The sequence below is a fragment of the Flavobacterium sp. UBA6135 genome, assembly GCF_002428305.1.
In the GTDB taxonomy this organism is placed as follows: Bacteria; Bacteroidota; Bacteroidia; order Flavobacteriales; family Flavobacteriaceae; genus Flavobacterium.
Map to the genome: position 1 here is coordinate 34,404 of NZ_DIVJ01000015.1, position 21,527 is coordinate 55,930.

At 36.8% G+C, this 21,527-nt stretch carries 13 protein-coding genes; 12 read left to right on the top strand and 1 reads right to left on the bottom strand.

Annotation, left to right across the window (positions count from 1 at the left end; translation table 11 throughout):
- Positions 1-120: 120 nt before the first annotated feature.
- The 6 genes from B3L86_RS04815 to B3L86_RS04840 all read left to right on the top strand — a co-directional run bounded on the left by B3L86_RS04815 (position 121) and on the right by B3L86_RS04840 (position 9,454).
- A complete protein-coding gene (locus B3L86_RS04815) occupies positions 121-3,117 on the top strand; it encodes an amidohydrolase family protein (RefSeq protein ID WP_291115657.1) in 2,997 nt (998 codons plus the stop codon).
- Between the two features lie 11 nt (positions 3,118-3,128).
- On the top strand, positions 3,129-4,430 hold the full coding sequence (locus B3L86_RS04820) for an amidohydrolase family protein (protein ID WP_291115660.1): 1,302 nt from the start codon (positions 3,129-3,131) through the stop codon (positions 4,428-4,430).
- Positions 4,431-4,442: 12 nt separating this feature from the next.
- Positions 4,443-5,225, top strand: a complete 783-nt coding sequence (locus B3L86_RS04825; protein ID WP_291115662.1) for a TrmH family RNA methyltransferase — start codon at positions 4,443-4,445, stop codon at positions 5,223-5,225.
- Between the two features lie 114 nt (positions 5,226-5,339).
- The gene (locus B3L86_RS04830; RefSeq protein ID WP_291115665.1) at positions 5,340-7,559 is read left to right on the top strand and encodes a RelA/SpoT family protein; all 2,220 of its coding nucleotides are present in this window, start codon (positions 5,340-5,342) and stop codon (positions 7,557-7,559) included.
- Positions 7,560-7,690: 131 nt separating this feature from the next.
- Complete coding sequence (locus B3L86_RS04835; RefSeq protein ID WP_291115668.1) at positions 7,691-8,140, top strand: Fur family transcriptional regulator; 450 nt, start codon at positions 7,691-7,693, stop codon at positions 8,138-8,140.
- Positions 8,141-8,182: 42 nt separating this feature from the next.
- Positions 8,183-9,454, top strand: a complete 1,272-nt coding sequence (locus B3L86_RS04840) for an adenylosuccinate synthase (RefSeq protein WP_291115671.1) — start codon at positions 8,183-8,185, stop codon at positions 9,452-9,454.
- Positions 9,455-9,641: 187 nt separating this feature from the next.
- On the opposite strand, the gene B3L86_RS04845 is transcribed toward B3L86_RS04840, so the two are convergent.
- On the bottom strand, positions 9,642-10,310 hold the full coding sequence (locus B3L86_RS04845; protein WP_291115674.1) for a response regulator: 669 nt from the start codon (positions 10,308-10,310) through the stop codon (positions 9,642-9,644).
- A gap of 115 nt (positions 10,311-10,425) precedes the next feature.
- Here B3L86_RS04845 and B3L86_RS04850 point away from each other — a divergent pair, with 115 nt between their 5' ends.
- The 6 genes from B3L86_RS04850 to B3L86_RS04875 form a co-directional block, all read left to right on the top strand.
- Positions 10,426-10,623, top strand: coding sequence for a hypothetical protein (locus B3L86_RS04850; protein WP_291115678.1), 198 nt, complete (start codon positions 10,426-10,428; stop codon positions 10,621-10,623).
- A 69-nt stretch (positions 10,624-10,692) separates the two neighbouring features.
- Positions 10,693-12,717, top strand: a complete 2,025-nt coding sequence (locus tag B3L86_RS04855) for a tetratricopeptide repeat protein (RefSeq protein WP_291115681.1) — start codon at positions 10,693-10,695, stop codon at positions 12,715-12,717.
- A gap of 227 nt (positions 12,718-12,944) precedes the next feature.
- On the top strand, positions 12,945-17,909 hold the full coding sequence (locus B3L86_RS04860) for a PKD domain-containing protein (protein WP_291115683.1): 4,965 nt from the start codon (positions 12,945-12,947) through the stop codon (positions 17,907-17,909).
- 113 nt (positions 17,910-18,022) lie between these two features.
- Positions 18,023-19,393: a T9SS type A sorting domain-containing protein gene (locus B3L86_RS04865; RefSeq protein ID WP_291115685.1), complete on the top strand. Its 1,371-nt coding sequence runs from the start codon at positions 18,023-18,025 to the stop codon at positions 19,391-19,393.
- 96 nt (positions 19,394-19,489) lie between these two features.
- Positions 19,490-20,857 (top strand): T9SS type A sorting domain-containing protein, encoded by a 1,368-nt coding sequence (locus tag B3L86_RS04870; protein ID WP_291115688.1) that lies wholly within the window; start codon positions 19,490-19,492, stop codon positions 20,855-20,857.
- The coding region (locus tag B3L86_RS04875) for a hypothetical protein (protein ID WP_291115691.1) at positions 20,854-21,527 on the top strand (674 nt) is incomplete at its 3' end. The genes B3L86_RS04870 and B3L86_RS04875, both read left to right, overlap by 4 nt.

A 21,527-nucleotide genomic window follows, 5' to 3' on the forward strand; every position in this document is an offset into this window, starting at 1 on the left:
GTTGATTTACTTTAGTTTTTTTTTGTCTTGAAGTGATTTTCATCATTTATAAACGTATTTTTCGTTTCAATCATTTAATTTTTCTGTACATTTATGGCTTTTATTTTAAAAACCCTGTACATGAGAAACTTTATTCACGTGTTTTTTATCTTGTTTGTAATCCCACTTTTTGCACAAGACTATTTTCCAAAAAATGACGGTGTTCGTCAAAATTTCAAATCCAAAATTGCAATCACCAATGCAACTGTTTATGTTTCACCAACTCAAAAATTAGAAAAAGCTACTATTTTGTTGGAAGGTGATCGTATTGTAGAGATTGGCACCAACATTACTATTCCTAAAAATGTAACGGTTATTGATGCAACGGGCAAAACCATTTATTCGTCATTTATTGATTTGTATAGTGAATTTGGTATGGCGAAACCTCCGGCTACACCACGTGGCGGAGGAATGAATGCAACCTCTTACGAACCTTCCCGACAAGGTTATTATTGGAATGACCATATCAAACCCGAATACCAAGCGTTTGAAAATGTAACCTATGATGCCAAATCAGCTGCCGGACTTCGAGAAATTGGTTTTGGAACGGTTGTAAGTCACAATAGCGATGGCATTATTGCCGGAACGGGTTTACTTTGGACGTTAAACGACGCTGATAATAATGCAACGCGTATTTTAAATCAAAAAGTGTCACAACATTTTACTTTCAGACGTAGTAGAAATTCCCGTCAGGCGTATCCATCGTCATTAATGGGCAGTATGGCTTTGCTTCGTCAGGTCTATCACGATGCGGAATGGTATGAAAAAGGAAATTCAAAAACTGTTGATTTGTCTTTGGATGCTTTCAATCAAAATAAAAAATTGCTCCAAATTTTTAATGCAGGCGATAAACTGAATGCCTTGCGAGCAGCAACAATTGGTAAAGAATTTGGCGTCAACTACCTCATCAAAGGAAGTGGAAACGAATTTGAACGTATTGAAGAAATTAAAAAAACAGGAGCCACTTATATTATTCCATTAGAATTTCCGGAAGCTTATGATGTTTCCAACTCTTTTTTGGCCTATCAAGTGAGTTTAACCGATATGAAATTTTGGAACCAAGCTCCGTTCAATTTAAAAATACTGGCAGAAAACAATGTCAATTTTATTTTAACGGCTTCCGATTTAAAAAATCAAAAAGAATTTTTAACGCAATTGCGAAAAGCTGTGGCTTATGGCTTGCCGAAAGAAAAAGCGTTGGCTGCATTAACCACAATTCCTGCACAATTATTGAATCAATCCGCTAATTTAGGAAGTTTAAAAAAAGGAAGCTTAGCCAATTTCATTATAACCTCCGGCGATTTATTTGAATCGAAAACCATCCTTCACGAAAATTGGGTGCAAGGTAACCGAACCATCCTGTCAAAATTTGACGGATTGGATAGCAGAGGAACCTATGACTTAGTGATCAATCAAATAAACTATGAATTAAAAATTGAAGGGGAAGCGGCAAAACCTGAAGCCAAAATAACAAAAGACAGTATTTCGTTTGATACCAAAACACAATTCAATGACCCTTGGATTAATTTGTTGGTAAAAAGCAAAGACACCACGGCAAAAGGTTACATGCGATTAAACGGTGTTTTTGATAATGCCGCTTTCAAAGGAACCGCAACTTTAGAAGATGGAAGCGTAATCCCTTGGTCCGCAAAATTAAAAGAACCCAATAAGGTAAAAGAAAAACCGACAGAAGAAATTGTAGTTCCTGAAATGGTACCTATCGCCTATCCCAATGTGGCTTTTGGTAACAAAGAAAAACCAAAACAGGAAACCCTTTTGTTTAAAAACGCAACGGTTTGGACCGGTGAATCGGAAGGGATTTTAAAAGAAACCGATGTTTTAATTCAAAACGGTAAAATCATCCGAATTGGAAAAAACATTAGCGGTGCAAATGCCAAAACTATTGATGCCACCGGAAAACACTTAACGGCGGGTATTATTGACGAACATTCACACATTGCCATTTCAAGTGGCGTAAACGAAGGCGGTCAAAATTCATCTGCCGAAGTAACCATTGAAGATGTAATCAACTCCGAAGACATCAACATTTATAGAAATTTATCAGGCGGTGTGACCTCTGCTAATTTATTACACGGTTCTGCCAATCCAATTGGAGGAAGAGCTGCTTTTATCAAATTAAAATGGGGCTATTCACCGGAAGAAATGTTAGTGAAAGAGGCTCCAAAATACATCAAATTTGCTTTGGGAGAAAATGTAAAACAATCCAATTGGGGAACTGGAGGCTCGCGTTTTCCGCAATCAAGAATGGGTGTTGAACAAGTCTATGAAGATTATTTTACCCAAGCTTTAGCGTATGAAAAAGAATGGAAAACCTATAACGCCTCCAAAAGTAAAACTAAAATAAAACCAAGATATGATATTGAAATGGAAGTTTTGGTTGAGATTTTAAACAAAAAAAGATTCATTACCTGCCATTCCTATGTGCAATCTGAGATTAATATGCTGATGAAGTTGGCCGACAGGTACCAATTTAAAATTCAAACCTTTACTCACATTTTAGAAGGCTATAAAGTGGCCGATAAAATGGCGGCTCATGGCGTTGGAGGTTCCACTTTTTCTGATTGGTGGGGATATAAATTCGAAGTAAAAGACGCTATTCCACACAATGCTGCCTTGATGCAAGGCGAAGGTGTTTTGGTTTCTATCAATTCTGACGATGCTGAAATGTCACGTAGGTTGAATCAAGAGGCGGCAAAAACTGTGAAATACGGCAATGTTTCTGAAGAAGAAGCCTGGAATTTTGTAACCTTAAATCCGGCACGATTACTTCAGGTTGACAACCGATTGGGAAGTATAAAAGTAGGCAAAGATGCCGATGTGGTGCTTTGGTCCGAAAGTCCGCTATCTATTTATGCCAAAGTGGAAAAAACAATTATTGACGGTATTGTCTTTTATGATTTAGAACAATCAGAAGCGATCATTGAAAACATTCAAAAAGAGCGTAACCTGATGATCAATCAGTTGCTTGACGCTAAAAACAAAGGCAGTAAAACGCAAACCCCTAAACGAAGAGAAGTGAAACATTACCATTGTGACACGCTACTTGAAGAATTTTAATTTTTATACTCATGAAAAAATACACACTATATATCTCGTTAGTATTGGTTTCACTTAGTTGGGGACAACAAACTCCGGCTGCAAAACAAAACCAATCCATTTTAATTATCGGCGGTACGGCTCATATTGGTAATGGAACCACTCAAGAACACAGCATGATTTCCATCATTGACGGAAAAATTCAATATGTTGTTGATGGCAGGTTAGCCAAACCGGCCAAACATGATGTTGTAATTACAGTCGATGAAAATCACCATATTTATCCGGGTTTTATTGCTCCTAATTCAACTTTAGGATTGGTAGAAATTGATGCGGTAAGAGCCAGTGATGATGTTAGAGAAATGGGCGAAATGAATCCGCACATTCGAAGTATCATTGCATATAATGCAGAATCATTAATTACGGAAACCACACGTCCGAATGGCGTTTTGTTAGCTCAAATCACACCTCGTGGCGGACGAATTTCCGGAACTTCTTCCGTGGTGCAATTGGACGCCTGGAATTGGGAAGATGCTGTTATTAAAGCCGACGAAGGGATTCATTTAAACTGGCCACGAAGCTATGTCAGAACCGGATGGTGGGCAGAACCGGGAGGCATTGAAGCCAATAAAGAGTATGAAAATCAAATAAAAGCGATTCAAGACTTCTTTTCGCTTTCCTCCAATTATTTGAGTGGCGATAGAAAAAACAAAGACATTTCACTGGAAGCGATGAACGGTTTGCAAGCCGGAACAAAAAAATTGTATGTACATGCTGATGGCGAAAAAGAAATACGCGATGCTCTTTTATTTAAACAAAAAAACAAAATCGCTAAAATGGTGATTGTGGGTGGGTATTATGCTTTTAAAGTGGCAGATGATTTAAAACAAAATCAAGTAAGCGTTTTATTAAAACGCGTTCATGATTTGCCGCTACTGGAAGATGAAGATGTTAATTTGCCTTATAAAAATGCTTCTTTATTGGTTAAAAAAGGGGTTTTAACTGCACTTCAAAACCAAGGGGACATGGAACGCATGCAAACCAGAAACTTGCCTTTTTATGCAGGAACTTGTGCGGCTTGGGGTTTAACCAAAGAAGAGGCGTTACAATTAATTACTTCAAACGCAGCAGAAATACTGGGAATTTCAGAAAATTACGGAACTCTAGAACACAATAAAAGTGCCACACTGTTTATATCAGAAGGTGATGCTTTAGACATGAAAACCAATAAAGTGACGCATGCTTTTATTGATGGCCGGATGATCAGTTTAGACAGCCGTCAGGATGAATTGTATGAGCGTTACAAAGGTAAATTTGAACAACAAAAGAAATAAAATCGGAAGACATTGAAACAAATAACTTCTTCTCAAAATCCTTTGATAAAATTCTTAGTCCAATTGCAGGAAAAATCAAAAACCCGCAAACAAACCGGCACGTTTTTAATGGAAGGCAAACGAGAAATTGAATTGGCACTAAAAGGCGGTTATGAATTGGAAACTCTACTGTTTTTACCGGAATTGATTTCAAAAAAAACATTAGAATCCTACTCAGGTATTGACTGCATTGAACTATCGAAAGAAGTATATCAAAAATTAGCCTATCGCGATACTACCGAAGGTATTTTAGCAGTGGCAAAATCAAAAAATCATCAATTAGCTGATTTAAAACTTTCTGAAAATCCATTAATTCTGGTAGCTGAAGGCATTGAAAAACCGGGTAATTTAGGAGCTTTACTTCGCACAGCCGATGCAGCAAATAGTGATGCTGTGATTATTGCCAATCCAAAAAGTGATTTATACAATCCGAATATCATTCGCTCCAGTGTGGGATGCTTGTTTACCAATCAAATAGCTGTGGGTACTACGGAAGAAATTATTGCGTATCTGAAATCGAATAAAATTGCTATTTATTCGGCAACATTACAAAATTCAAACAGCTATCATTTAGAAAATTATACCACGCCAACGGCACTTGTTGTGGGTACAGAGGCTATAGGCTTAACGGAACCTTGGCGAACGCAAAGCAAACAAAATATTGTGATACCCATGCAAGGTGAGATTGACTCTATGAATGTTTCGGTTGCAGCCGCTATTTTATTGTTTGAAGCAAAAAGACAACGAGGTTTCTGATTTTTTTAAAAATTTTACGCCTAGGTTTATTAAAGTAATGTAGTAAAATCGTTCCATTTTACATTTGCACAATTAAAAACTTTGTCCTACTTTTAGTAACAGATAGAGATTGCTATGACAGAGATTGATATAGAACAAGAAAATAAGGCTATTGCCAAGGAATATAAAGAGTTACTACGCATTAGTTATCAAACATTAACTGCTGAAGATAAAAAGATTATCAGAAAAGCATTTGATGTAGCTGTTGACGCCCACAAAGACCAACGACGCAAATCAGGAGAGGCGTATATTTTTCACCCAATTGCTGTTGCAAAAATTGTTGCTTCAGAGATAGGTCTTGGTGCCACAGCCATTGCAGCCGCTTTAATGCATGATGTGGTTGAAGATACAGCCATTACTGTTAGGGATATTGAAAAAATGTTCAATCCTAAAATCGCTCAATTGGTTGATGGTTTAACAAAAATTGCTAAAGTTAAAACCGATCAGGAAATCTCCATGCAAGCAGAGAATTTCAGAAAAATGCTGCTTACCTTAAATGATGATGTTCGCGTAATTCTTATCAAGTTGGCCGATCGCTTGCACAACATGCAAACCATGGAAGCTATGGTGGATTATAAGCAAGCCAAAATTGCATCCGAAACCTTATATATTTATGCTCCTCTTGCCCATCGATTGGGGCTTTATAACATCAAATCGCAATTGGAAGATCTGGGTTTAAAGTATACGGAACCCGAGGTGTATCATGATATTCTCAGCAAATTAAAAGAAAGCCGACAAGAACAAGAAGCATACATTGCTTCAATTTCTGATGTACTAAAAAAATCTTTGGATGAAGAAGGCATAGAATATACACTAAAAGGCAGATCAAAATCCATCTATTCTATCCGAAGAAAAATGCTGGCACAAGGTGTTTCATTTGATGAAGTGTATGACAAATTTGCTCTGCGAATTGTTTATAAATCCAACCAACACGATGAGAAGTTCTTGGCTTGGAAAATTTATTCCATTGTAACCGATCATTACCGTCCGAGTCCGAGTAGATTGCGTGATTGGATTTCATCTCCAAAATCAACCGGTTATGAAGCCCTTCACATCACGGTGATGGGACCAAAAGGACGCTGGGTGGAAATTCAAGTGCGAAGTGAGCGAATGGATGAAATTGCTGAAAAAGGGTATGCTGCCCATTATAAATACAAACAAGGCCTGAGTGAAGAAAACAGTCTTGATACTTGGTTGAATTTATTGAAAGAAGCTCTGGAAAATTCCGCTTCTAATGCGGTCGATTTTGTGGAAGATTTCAAATTGAACCTCTATTCAAAAGAGATTTATGTTTTTACACCCAAAGGAGAAATCAAAAGTTTACCCAAAGGAGCTACCTCCTTAGATTTTGCCTTTAGCATTCACTCCGAAATTGGAGTCAGAACCCGAGGCACACGAGTAAATGGAAAGTTAGTCCCCTTAAATCATGTGCTAAATAGTGGCGATCAGGTAGAAGTAATAACTTCTGCCAATCAAAAACCAAATTCGCACTGGTTGGATTATGTAACAACTTCAAGAGCCAAAAACAAAATTAAAAACGTTTTAAACGAGGATACCAAAAAAATTGCCGAAGACGGAAAGGAACTACTAACCAGAAAGTTGCGTCATTTAAAAGTGACACTTAACGAAACTACAGTCAACGAATTGGTCAATTATTTCCATTTAAAAACCAGTTTGGATTTATTTTATCGCGTAGGAATTGGCACCATTGACAACCAACAACTAAAAGATTTTGCGGCTCAAAAAGGAAACACATTAATCAATTTCTTCAAAAAGATTAAACGTTCTCCCTCTGTTGCCTCAGAACAAATTCAAAAAAATGAAATCAGCAAAAACTTTGACATGCTGGTTTTTGGTTCAGAGCAAGACAAATTAGATTATAAATTATCCTCTTGTTGTAACCCTATTCCCGGCGATGATGTTTTTGGATTTTTAACCATTAATGACGGCATAAAAGTACACCACAAAGATTGTCCAAACGCCATCAGTCTACAGTCCAATTATGCCTATCGCATTATCACTGCCAAATGGATTGATTCCTCTCAGGAAGAATTTAAAGCCGTCTTGAACATTACCGGTATGGATACGTTGGGATTAACCAACGAATTGACAAAAGTTATTTCAAACCAAATGCATGTAAACATTCAAAGTATTTCCTTGAGTGGTGACGCCGGAATTTTTAACGGACAAGTAACGGTTGTGGTTCAAAACAATACCATTTTAAAACGTTTGATTGAAAATATCAAGAAAATTGACGGTATTGATAAAGTAACTCGAATTCACACAAGAAACTAAAAAAGGACACAAAATAATTTGCTAAAACAGCAATTTTGCTAGGTTTTTTGATCGTATAAAAAATAGTAAATCGCAATAAATTCTAATCCTAAAAATATCCTTATCTTTGCCGCAATTGATAGAATTCTTCTATGGACAACACAAAAAACAACCAGGATATAGTAAAAAATGTATTTACGAAATACCTTGAAGAAAAAGGCCATCGTAAAACACCCGAACGCTATGCAATTCTTCAGGAAATCTATGATAGTACCGAACATTTTGACATCGAATCTTTGTATATCAAAATGAAAAATAAGAACTATCGTGTCAGTAGAGCTACGCTTTATAACACCATAGAACTTTTGCTGGAATGTGGATTGGTCAGAAGGCATCAATTTGGTCAAAATCAAGCCCACTATGAAAAATCGTATTTTGACAAACAACACGATCATATTATAATGACTGATACGGGAGAAGTGATTGAGTTTTGTGACCCAAGAATTCAGCAAATCAAAAAAACGATTGAAGAGATTTTTGGAATTGAAATACACCACCATTCCCTTTATCTGTATGGAAATAAAAAAGCAACTACTGAATAAAATATTTATACTAACTATAACTAAACAACAAACAACAAAAAGATGACCGTAGATTTACTGTTAGGACTACAATGGGGCGACGAAGGTAAAGGAAAAATTGTCGACGTTCTTACTTCAAATTATGATATAATTGCTCGTTTTCAAGGAGGTCCAAATGCAGGACACACCCTGGAATTTGATGGGATTAAACATGTATTACGCACCATTCCATCCGGAATTTTTCATAAAAATGCCATCAACATTATTGGAAATGGTGTAGTGATAGACCCGGTTGTTTTTCAAAAAGAATTGGAAGGATTGGAAAAATTCAATTTAAACATCAGTTCAAAATTATTTCTTTCCAGAAAAGCCCATTTAATTTTACCTACCCATCGATTGCTTGATGCCGCTTCGGAAGCAGCCAAAGGCAAAGCAAAAATCGGTTCTACTCTAAAAGGAATTGGTCCAACGTATATGGACAAAACCGGAAGAAACGGAATCCGAATCGGCGATCTTGAATTGGCTGATTTTAAAGAACGTTATAGAGCCTTGGCCGACAAACACGAAGCCATGATTGCTTTCTACGATGTAAATCTACAATATGACTTAAAAGAAATGGAAGATGAGTTTTTTGCTTCCATAGAAGTTTTAAAAACGTTGAAATTTATTGATAGTGAAGCTTTTTTAAATCAAGCTCTAAAAGAAGGAAAATCCATTTTAGCAGAAGGAGCCCAAGGTTCGTTATTGGATATTGATTTTGGAACCTATCCTTTTGTTACTTCTTCAAACACTACCGCAGCCGGAGCTTGCACCGGTTTAGGAATTGCTCCCAACAAAGTGAAAGAAGTATTCGGGATTTTCAAAGCCTATACTACTCGTGTGGGTAGCGGACCGTTTCCTACGGAACTGTTTGATGAAGACGGAGCAACAATGGCTCGCGTTGGTAATGAATTTGGTTCCGTTACCGGAAGAGCTCGCCGTTGCGGGTGGTTGGATTTAGTAGCTTTAAAGTATGCTGTTCAAGTGAATGGTGTCACCCAATTATACATGATGAAAGGCGATGTACTATCCGGTTTTGAAACGTTAAAAGTTTGTACTGCTTATGCCTATAAAGGTGAAATCATCAACCACTTCCCTTATAACATTGAGCCGGAAAATGTAACGCCTGTGTTTGTGGAGAAAAAAGGCTGGAAAGCTGACTTAACGGGTTTAACTTCTTATGAGGCATTGCCGGAAGAATTTAAAGATTATGTGGCTTTCATTGAAAAAGAATTGGAAGTGCCAATCAAAGTGGTTTCTGTAGGACCTGACAGAACTCAGACAATACAGAAATAATTAGTCCTCAATAAACGACACAGCTTAATAGCCAAAATATAGTACATTTAAACAGCATCAAAACGTTTTTGATGCTGTTTTTAATTTTGTATGTTTTTATTTTAAGTTCACATTGTGACTTGTACTGCAATAACTTTAAAGAAGATTAAAGACAAGCCATGTAGGGTTGGAGCCAAATTCTTAAACTCTAAATCAAGCCCAAAGATTTGGCAGTGCTCACTAATTCTTTATCACTCCCTTTCCCTTTCAATAATTGTAATTTAATCGATGCTTTTCGTTTTTCTATGGCACTCATAGATAAGGGAATATACTCTTGCAATTCAATTGTTTTTACACCCTCAGACAATAAAAGTACAATTTGACTGTCATGTGAATCCCAATGAATATTTTCCTTTAAAAGTGTCCCCATTGCATGTTGAATAGCATTGCTTTTAACAAAGAATCCTTTCATAATTTCATTGCAAAAAAGTGAAAATGTTTCGTAATTAATATCATTTTTAGAAATAAAACCTTCGGGTTTTACCATTTTTATAACTTGATCAACCAAAACAGGTTCGGTTCGCATTGTTAAAAATAACAACTTACACATCGGAAATTCTTTCCTTATAAACCTAGCCAAGTCAATTCCATTAAAAATATGAGTATCCTCAAAAGGAGGTAAATTAATATCTAAAATGGCAAACTGTATCCTTTTATTGGATGCTTTTATAAATTTAATCTTTTGAAAAGCTTCACCACAACTATAGGCTTTAGTAAAAGTACAATTTTCAAATGTTGCATCTAATTGTAATAAGCTAACATAACTATCTACAGTCATTGGGTGATCATCAACTATAAGTATATCAGTTAATTTCATAACAATTTAATTCAAATTCCAACAAATATAATCAATTTTTTACGGTTTTTCCGTAAAATCATTTTAGTCAATGGTACTAGTTTGCACTACAATATAAACTTAAAATCATTGAATTATGAAAAACAATCTGGTAGCAATCGCTTGTGTAGCATTTTTTCTAACACTCGTATCTTGTTCTGCTGAGGAAGAGGGTATGGAATTAAAAGTACAAACTGAAATTACTGACGGTAACAATCAAATCTTGGATGAATTTAACGATGACCCTGAATTTGATGAGGAAGGAAATCCTATAAACCCTAAAACTAAAATTTAAGAAGCCATTTTCTCTAAAAAACCACATTTAAAGTGTGGTTTTTTTTTATATTTATACTTTTTAAAAATTATGAAAGATCGCCCCTCTTTTATTTTGCTTAGCTTGATCACGCTAATACTGTTCTTTTCATGTTCAGAAAAGCCTACAAATCTAAAATTTTTTTCTACTAAAAGTTTATTCAATGATTCTGTTTATGTAGCACTAAATACAAGTCAACAAAAAAAACATTTAGATTCTTTAAGTTTAAAAATAAGCTCTTTTCCTAATGATTCTATCACAAGGAATGACTATTTAAAAATTGCTGTTTCCTACTACTATTTAGATGATTACAATTCATCGTATAACTTAAGTAAAAAAGTTCTTAACCTGTCAAAAGCAGTAAATGATTCTGTAGTAATGGCCAAAGCATTTTATTACTTGGGTGATACATTTGAATTAAACCAAAGAGATAGTGCTTATTATTATTATCTGAAAGCAGAGAAAATTTATGAAAATTTGAATGATGATGACAATACCGCCGGTATGAAATTTAACAAAGCTTATATGTTATTTTATAGCGGCAATTACTCTGAATGTGAAGTAGAAGTTTCAAAGGCCTTACATTTATTACAATCTTCAAAAAAACACGACCTCAAATACAATTGTTTGACATTGCTTGCAAATTGTCTTGAAAAATTAGAAGATTACAAGGAAGCATTTGAATACCACAAAAAGGCATTAGATGAAATTCAAGTATTGAAAAAAAATGGTTACACTGATGATCAAATAACGTATTGCACCATAACCTCAACCGTCAATCTCTGTAATCTTCACGAAATCAAGGGTGAATACAACCTTTCCATTAATAAACTACTTCCTTTAACTACAATAAACATAAAAAACAATTGGCCGTATGAATATACAGTAATTACTGGCAATTTAGCGAATGCATACATGAAAAGCGGTGATTTGGAAAAAGCATATCCTTTATTACTAACAGCCATGAAGATGGCTGATAGCTTAAACAATCAAACTTTAAAATTGTATAATGATTTCTACGTGGCTGACTATTACGAACTTAAAAAAGACACAACACGTGTAGTTTCCTATTTAAAAAAAGCATACACAAAAGCAGTAGTAGTAAAAAGTAATGACGAAAGATTAAAAGCACTCAGAAAGCTAACGGTATATGCCCCCGATAAAAAACACTACAATAATGAATACCTTTCCCTTACAGATAGCATCACCAAACAACAGCGTAAAACTAAAAACCAATTTGCACGAATTGAATACGAAACAGCACAATTGGAAAATGACAATAGATTGTTGTCAAAACAAAATCTACATCTCCTCTATTTTCTTGTGGGGCTGGGCTGTATTTTTATAGGTTTCTTTATTAAAGGATACATCAATAAAAAAAATAAGGAACTAGCACATTTAAAAGAACAAAAACTGGCCAACGATGAATTATTTGAACTTTTAAATAAGCAACAAGAAAAAATAACACAAGCAAAAGAATTTCAAAAAGCTGAAATAGCAAAAGAACTGCATGACAACATAATGAATAGGGTCTATGCCGTTCGTATGGGGTTGGGAGCCATAATTACTAACCACGAAGAATCAGCGGTAGAAAAGAAAAAAAGGTACATTAATCATTTGCATGAAATTGAAAATGAAATCAGAGAACTATCCCATTCCTTAAAAATTACAAACGGTTTTGAAAAAGCTCAATTTACTAATTTAGTGGAAGAATTCACCAAAGACAACAACAATATAGGTCTTACACTTTTTAAGTACGAATGTGACGATCCTGAAAAATGGAATGCCATTTCAAATATTTCAAAAATACACATATACCGCATTCTTCAAGAATGGATTGCAAATGTCCACAAACACGCACAAGCTACGCTGTGTTCTGTAACGCTGACTGTTGAATCAGAAAAAAACCTTACGCTAATCATTAGTGATAATGGTATTGGTATAACTGAAAACCCCACCTCTAAAGGCATCGGAATGGTTCACTTAAAAGAACGAATCCAACTCATTGGTGCCCACTACAAAATTGAATCAACTTCTCCTTCAGGAACACAACTAATGATTACCTACATTCATTAAAAACAGTACTCTTTTTTAGGACAAGACATTAAACTCTTAAACCTTTAAACTCTTAAACTTTTAAACCTTTAAACTCTTAAACCTTTAAACTCACCCTCTCCTCCCAAAACCGTAAAAAAAAGCCAAAAAAACCGTAAAATTATTCAAAACACAAGCCTTAGTTTAGCAAAAAATACTTCAACTAACCAAAAACCTACTGAAGTATTTAGAACTAAAAACTACTGAATATGAAAAACAAGTACTCATTAAACGGCTTCGTATGGAAAATCATGCTATCCGTTTTGTTTTGGATAACTGTCCAAAACAGCAATGCACAATCAGGCATTTCACTCTCTTGGGACAAAGAAGTAGGATGTCAAGAAAATATCCGGATAAACAAATGGGATATTGAAGACATCGAAGATACGGAATGTATCAGAGTATGTGAATACAGCGTTGTTACATATACTATTAACAATTTACCCACAGGTTCAACAACTATATGGAATGTAAGCGGTGGTTCAATTATCGGACAAACAGCTAATTCTCGTACAATACAATGGAGTGCAATTGGCTTAGCTAATTTATCATTCATAATAACGAATGGTAATTCAATCATTACTAAAAGTATTTGTATTGAAAAAGTAGTTATACCTGAGGTCTATTTTGAAGTTGTTTCTTATAGTAATCTACAAGATATCAATTCTTGTATTGATCAAGTAGTGTATTTTAACAATTTTTCTGCACCTAACATGACGTATCATTGGGATTTTGGGGATGGCACAACCTCAGCAGAATTTGAGCCTTCTCACACCTATTCGTACAGCGATACTTTTCATGTTGTTTTAAAAGTTACTAATGATTGTAATTGTTCTTCAATATTCCAAATGAATATTAATGTTGGTAATAGAGGTTTTGATATCACATGTCCGGGTGTAATTTGCGAAAATCAATCTCAAATTTATTCGTTACCTTTTGATGGGGCACAAATTTGCCAAAACAATTTTGACTGGTCGGTTGAAGGTGGACAAATTCTTTCTCAAAGTGATGGTAATGTAGAGGTGCTTTGGAATCATGTAGACCAATATGGCTTTGGATATGTAACATTTAATCCGCAATATTGCGATGTGGAATGCCCGGAACCTACAACCATTAAAATTCCCGTCATACAAACGAATGGAACAATTCAAGGCCCTACTTCTTTGTGCCTTGGAAAACAAGGTGTGTTTTCCTTACCGCAATGGCCTACCACTGACTTCCAATGGGAAATTATCGGCAACGAAAATGAAGATTTAGCAGACGTATTTACGACCGACCAACGGAATGAAATTGTAGTCAAACCTTTAGTATCAGGGACATTAACCTTACGTGTCACCTACATGAACACCTTATTAAAATGTGGAGGTCAAGCTGAATTTCAAATTACCGTCTCCGAACCTTTAGCAATTGTAGGTAATAATGCCGTTTGTCAAAATAGCTCTTCCTCATTTTCAACATCTCAAAACGTAATAGCAAGTTGGATCCTAAAAAGGAGTAATGGGACTACGGAAACAACTGTAACAAATCAATATTTTACCTATAATTTTCCTATTGCCGGTGATTACATTTTAATTGCTAGTGCGAATGGTTTTTGCCAAGTTCAAAAAGCAATTAGTGTAACAGCTACACCACCCGCACCGTTAGCAATTTTTGGGGAAGCTTCTATTTGTCCGAACAGCCCAATTGCCTATACTATTTCAAACCCAAATCCCAATTACAATTATGTTTGGAGTGTTTCTTCTGGAGGAACCATTGTGGGTTCCAATACAGGAACTTCTGTAAACATTACATTCCAAGGGCCCTTTCCTGCTACTGTATCGGCAATGGCAGAATCGGTCTCTCCAATTGTTTGTCAATCAACGGCAAAATCTATTGCGGTAAACAAAAAAATAGTCAAAGCAGCAATTGTAAATGATAATCCCGCAAACAATTCTTATACCGTTTGTGCAAATAGCTCAGCCATTTATAAAGTAATCGACCCCGGGTCGGGTAATTTACACTCCGATGGCGATGCCTACACATGGTCACTAAGCAACCCCGATTTAGGTAGCATCATCAGTGGGCAAGGAACGCAAACTGTTTCAGTTTTATGGAATCATATCACTACTACACAAACAGTAGATCTGGTGCTAACCATCAACAAATGCACACTAAACCCTGCTCCTCAATTCTTCAAAACAATCACAATCGTTCCGGTACCTCAAATTGAAATTGTCCAGTCGGTTACCTCTATTTGCGGAGGTTCTAATTATGAAGTTCATTTTGAAGTGAAAGGTTTAAATGGTTTAACCTTGGCACCTGGCTCCGTGGTGGTTTGGAATTTTGGTGGGGCTGATATAATCGATGATGTAACGTATACCAAATCGTTCATTAACAATACCACGGGCATTATTACGCCAACAATAACTGCCTACATTGTCAATGCCAACGGCTGCGGAGCAACTAATATCGCTACGGCAAGTGTTGATGTACTACCCAATCCTCCGGCTATTGCTTCCTTAAGTAGTTCCTTTGGAAATGCTTTCTGTGGTACTGGAAACATCAATGCAACATTGCAAGTAGCTTCTAATCCATTAGATATCATTTCAGTACAATGGTACTACAATGGGAATCCCATTTCAGAGGCAACAGGGAGTAGTTTAGTAATTGATGAATCCATAGGTTTAAGTTATGGTGCCTATCATTTTATAGCTATTCGTAATAATTTATGTGAAGCTCCGTCTAATATTATTAATATAGTCGAAGTATGTCCAGGTGTGGGTTCTTGTGAAGTTATTGAAACAGTTACCAACACTTCCTATTTATCAAGTTGTAATACAATTACTTTTCAAGGCACTTATACCGGAACTCCTTACAGTGAAACATGGAATGTTTTTGGCACTGGAAGTGGAAACTATACAGTAAACGGAAATGTATTAACTGGCGAACCAGGTAAGTACCACATTATTTACAAAGTGGGATATTTATGTCCAGGTGGTGGTAGCATCTATTATTATTCTGTCGTAGAACAAGTAGTCATTCCCTACAAACCTGATTTCTCCTATAGCACTGTCTGCAACTCAAATAACACATTTGATGTAACATTTTTTGACAACAGTGTGATTTACTCGGAAGTAACCAATACAACGGTTCAATTGATGTATTCCTTAACATCCAATTACCCATCCGGTTTACAGCCTATTTCTAACTTAGAACTAAATGGTTTGGCTCCCGGAAACTATACCTTTGAACTAAGCATCAATGGCTACTATGACGGTGTGCTGTATCCTACCTGTATAAAAACAATGACGGTTAACTTACAAGGGTTAAATCCGAATATTGAGATTTACTTAGATCCACCTGCTACTTGTCATGATACAGCAGTAGGATTTAAATTTAATTTTTTACCCCCTCCCGGTTCTACCTATTTTTGGACATTTGAAAGTGATGTAAACAATACAAATGAATCTCCAAGCCGTGTGTTCAACAATCCAGGTCCTTATCTCGTAAAAGTAGTCATCAAAAGTCCGTTGGGCTGTACGCTTATGTTAGATTATGAAGTCGACATTCCTGAACCTTGCTTTGATGGGGACATCATATCTGACCCAAGTCCGGCGGAAGTGTGCCAAAACCAATACATACGATTAAAATACCAACCCGGTAACGATAACTGTGAGGCAACTTCATTTATTTGGATGAACAATGACCAAGCAATCTCAGCACAAACACCAAACAACCATATAGATGTATCCCTTCCCGGTAATTACTGGGTAAAAGTATTTAGTGAGAATAATTGTGAATACCACACACCTTCAAGAATCAGTCCACTATTCAAAATTCCACCCACTGCAAAAATAGTAGGGCCTACTTCATTTTGTGAATCCGAAAATGGCATTTCGCTTCAAGCAGTAAGCAATGCAACCACTTTAAATTGGACCCTTAACGGTGTACTTTCTACTGATAACCAAGACAATTCGAACCCTCTTTTTATTTATCCCCTTTTGTACGGTGGACAAGTAAATACGGTACAATTAGAAGCCATTTTAGATGGGTGTTCCAGAATTGTTACCCATCAATTTATAATTACCGAGTTGGTTAATTATATTGATATAGCAACGAGTGTTTCTTGTAACCCGTATCAAGTGACCCTGACAGCCACTGCTTCCAATGGAAATCCTGTTACTTATCATTGGAGTAATGGCGTCACTCAAACAGGAAACTCTAGTACGATTACTGTGCTTGAAGGGGGTGCCTATCGTGTCACAGCTGTATTGGGTAATTGCAGTACCTCTGCTCAAATAGATGTTCCCAAAAACCCTGAAAATTATTTATGGGTGTTCCCAAAAGGCTGTTTTGCGGATTGTGATACAGATTTAAATCAGCTGATTGGACCTAGTGTAACTTTTGGCGAATGGAGTTGGGAATTTGATAATCAAATTCAAAATGCAGGAAACGATTCTGTTCCCGAAGATTTTTTCTTTAACAATCCGGGTTCGTATACCATGAGTATTGCCAATGGGGGTTGCACAGTAACTTCAGAACCGTTGCAGTATCAAACGGTTTCTTGTGATGGATGCCCAACCTCTAAGCCTTTCTTGAAGAGTATCAGTGTAAACAATACGCCTTATTGTTCAAACACTGTTGAGTTGGAGATTTTAAATGTTGCTGGGACACCTTACCAAGCAACAATTTCAAACACTTCCAACAATGCGATCATTACACCCGCATCATTTACAATCGATCCCAATAGTACACTCTATACCTTCACCATCATACCTACAGGTCCAATTATAGGTGGTACCACTGATTGGTTGTTGCAAGGTAATTTACCGGGAGGTGAAAATGGGTATACCCTATGTCAGCTCGACTTTAGTTTAACGACTTATGAGTGTGAAGAAAACAACGAATTTTCTAAAACAGCTTTAGCGGAAACAGAAGTGGGTGAAGGGTTGGAACACCAAGTAAACTTATTCCCCAATCCGGCCAAAGAATCAGTTGCAGTGCAATACAATCTAAGCACAACCGCTACCATCACTTTGTATGATTTAACAGGTCGAGCATTAGCGGAACATAGTACATCTACTGTTTCCGGTGAATGGAATGTAACCACGGGAGTCTATCCTGCAGGTATTTATTTGGTTGTAATTAAACAAACCGATGGTAAGATTTGGCAACAAAAGTTAGTAATTGAATAAAAATTTTAAAACTCAAAACACCCTTCTCAAAAAGAGAAGGGTTTTGGGTTTTTAAAAAAATTACTATATTTAGTCACACCAAAATCTACTTTTTAACAGTAATACTAAACGATATGCAAAAAAAAATACTCTTACTTTTATTACTAATTACTTCCCAAGCTTTCTCCCAATGCTTCGGAAACCTCTCAGTAGGTGGAGCACATGTAACAACCATTAAACCTAACGGCACCTTATGGGGTTGGGGCTATGCAGAATACGGACAATTAGGCAATACCTCTTGGAACGAACCAATACCCATTCAATTAGGTACAGCAACGGATTGGGAAACAGTGGTAAGCGGAGTAGCGAATACATTTGTAATCAAAAACAATGGTACTTTATGGGGTACCGGTAATAACGAATATGGTTGTCTAGGCGTAGGATCTTCAGCCATCCTATTTACTTCCTTCCAACAAATAGGAACAGCTACCAATTGGACTAAAATAGCAGCCGCTAATTTTTTTACTGTTGGATTAAAAACTGATGGTACGATTTGGGCATGGGGTCAAAATGATTATTTTCAAATAGCCAATGGTACCATCAACAATCAACTAACTCCATCGCAAATAGGATCATCAACTGATTGGGTAGAAATAGAAACAACATCCGATAGAACCGCTTTTGCCATAAAATCAAATGGAACGCTATGGGCTTGGGGAGCTAATTCCGGAATGCTACTTGGTTCATCTGCTGTTTCTAGCTTTTCAACGCCTACCCAGTTAAATACCGCGACTGACTGGAGTAAATTAGCAGCAGGGGGTTCTTCTCATATACTGGCTTTAAAAACTAATGGAACTTTATGGACTTGGGGTAATGGAACATATGGTCAATTGGGGAATAATGCGACAAATTCAAGCTTTAACCCAATACAGATAGGCACTGATACTTGGATTTATATTGCCGCGGGCAGTCAAACATCATTCGGAATAAAATCTAATGGAACATTATGGTCTTGGGGTAGAAACAATAGTGGACAATTGGGACAAGGAACCACCACTAATTTATTAGTTCCAACACAAATTGGGACGGATAACGATTGGGTTACTATTGATACTAAAAATTATGACTTCACAGTCGCCACTAAAACCGATGGCTCCGTTTGGGCATGGGGTGATAATTACTTTGGAGAGTTTGGTAATGGTACAACCACATCCTCATCTGTTCCGGTGCTCATTTCATCTATTTGCGTCCTTGATACTCCTGAAATTGCTGCTCCAAAAAAAATAACGCTCTACCCCAACCCTACCAAAGACCTTGTAACCATCGAAGTACAAAATACCGGCACGTATGAATTATATGCTTTAAACGGTATGCTTTTGAAAAAAGGGGCTTTAGAAACGGGTGCCAATGCAATTGATTTAAATGCCTTAGCAAGCGGTTGCTACTATATTAAAGTGTATGATGAAAATGGGAATAGTGGAGTTGAAAAAGTCATCAAAGAATAATTAAAATTTTAATTTATCCAAATACTAAAACACAACGAATCTCCGTCTCGTCTCCCCCTCCTTTGGAGGGGGTTGGGGGGAGGAAAAATAAACATCATGCAAAAAAAAATACTCTTACTTTTATTAATAATTACTTCACAAGTTTACAGTCAATGCTTTGGCGAACTTTCAGTGGGAGGAAATCATGTAACAACAATAAAGCCTAACGGAACGCTGTGGGGTTGGGGCTATGCAGAGTACGGTCAATTGGGTAATACTTCATATAATGAACCTACACCAATCCAGTTGGGAACTGCTAATGATTGGGAAATAGTGTTAAGTGGTGTAGCTAATACATTTGCTATCAAAAACAATGGCACTTTATGGGGATCTGGCGACAACTTGTACGGAGGTTTAGGAATTGGAAGCACAGCTATTAATTCCAATATTTTTTTACAAATAGGTACTTCCTCCAATTGGTCTAAAATAGCAGCCGCAAGATTTTTTACTATTGCTCTGAAGACAGATGGTACGATTTGGGGATGGGGGCAAAACGATTTCTTCCAAGTAATTGGGGGTACCGTAGCCAATCAACTCAATCCCGTTCAAATTGGTTCAGCAAATGATTGGGTGGATGTTGAAACAACTTCGACCAATACCTCTTTTGCAATAAAAGCAAACGGTACAGTATGGGGATGGGGAGCCAATTCGGGGATGCTTTTAGGATCATCTGCTGTTTCAAGTTTGTCAACTCCCACTCAGTTAAATACAGCTAGCGATTGGAGTAAATTATCGGCTGGTGCTTCACACATACTTGCTCTTAAAACAAATGGAAATCTTTGGTCTTGGGGCTCCGGACATAATGGCCAATTAGGTAACAATGCCACAAACTCCAGCTTTAATCCAATTCAAATAAGTACCGATACTTGGATATATATATCTGCAGGAACACATACCTCTTATGGCATAAAATCAGATGGTACACTTTGGTCTTGGGGATATAATAACAGCGGTCAGTTAGGTCATGGCTCCACCTCAAATTTATTAATTCCCACACAAATTGGTACTGATACTGATTGGGTAACTATAGATACAAATCAATTTAATTTTAGAGTTGCTACCAAAACCGATGGCACTGTTTGGGTATGGGGGTTTAATACTCATGGTGAGTTTGGCAATGGCACAACAGTAGGTTCTAATGTTCCCGTGCAAATTTCATCGATTTGTGTTTTGGATACGCCGGAAATTGCTGCTCCAAAACAAATAAGCCTCTACCCCAACCCTACAAAAGGATTACTAACTGTTGAACTAAAAAACAAGAGTACGTATGAACTGTATAACCTCAATGGACTCCTTTTGAAAAAAGGTTCACTTGAGTCCGGTACTAACCAACTCTCGCTGGATGCATTGGCGGCAGGTTACTACTTAATTAAAGTAAGTGATGAGGAAGGGAATAGTTCTTTTGAAAAAATTTGTAAGATTTGATAAATTGCTGTACACATTGGAATCAGACATTAGGACCAAATGCACCAATGGAAAGTTGGAGCTGGAATTGGAATGAGTCTTCGGATGATTCCGGAACAGGTGGGATTCCTAATAGCTACACATTAAATGATTCAGGGACCTATACGTTAGGTCTCAACAGCGGCTTATGTACGATGGAAAGTGAACCAATGACGATGCAAGTAGAGCCTAATTGTGAAAATTGTCCAATTGAGGACATAACGATAAATTCGATTACCTACGATGAAGTGGCCCACGAAAACGGCTTATGCTGGTACACCGTGGAACTTGGCATTACAAGTAACTGGGGGACAGACTTTACCGCAACGCTAACCAACAGCAACCAACAGCTAATTAGTGTGCCGTCAACGCTCACCATAACTCCGGGTACCGACAATTATTATGTTACAATTATTCCGTTAAGCGGACATACGGGAGGAACTTCCACCTGGCAGTTGCTGGGCTCATATAGTGACGGGGAACAATCATTTCCTTGTATATATAACTTTCCAATCGACATCGAACGTTGTGAAAATGCAAAAAGCCAACATGGAGCCAACAACACACCCGACACAAGCTCGAATACTCAAAAAAGAGACTTGTTGCTCTATCCCAACCCGGCTCAAAATGAAGTACACATTCAATATGAAGC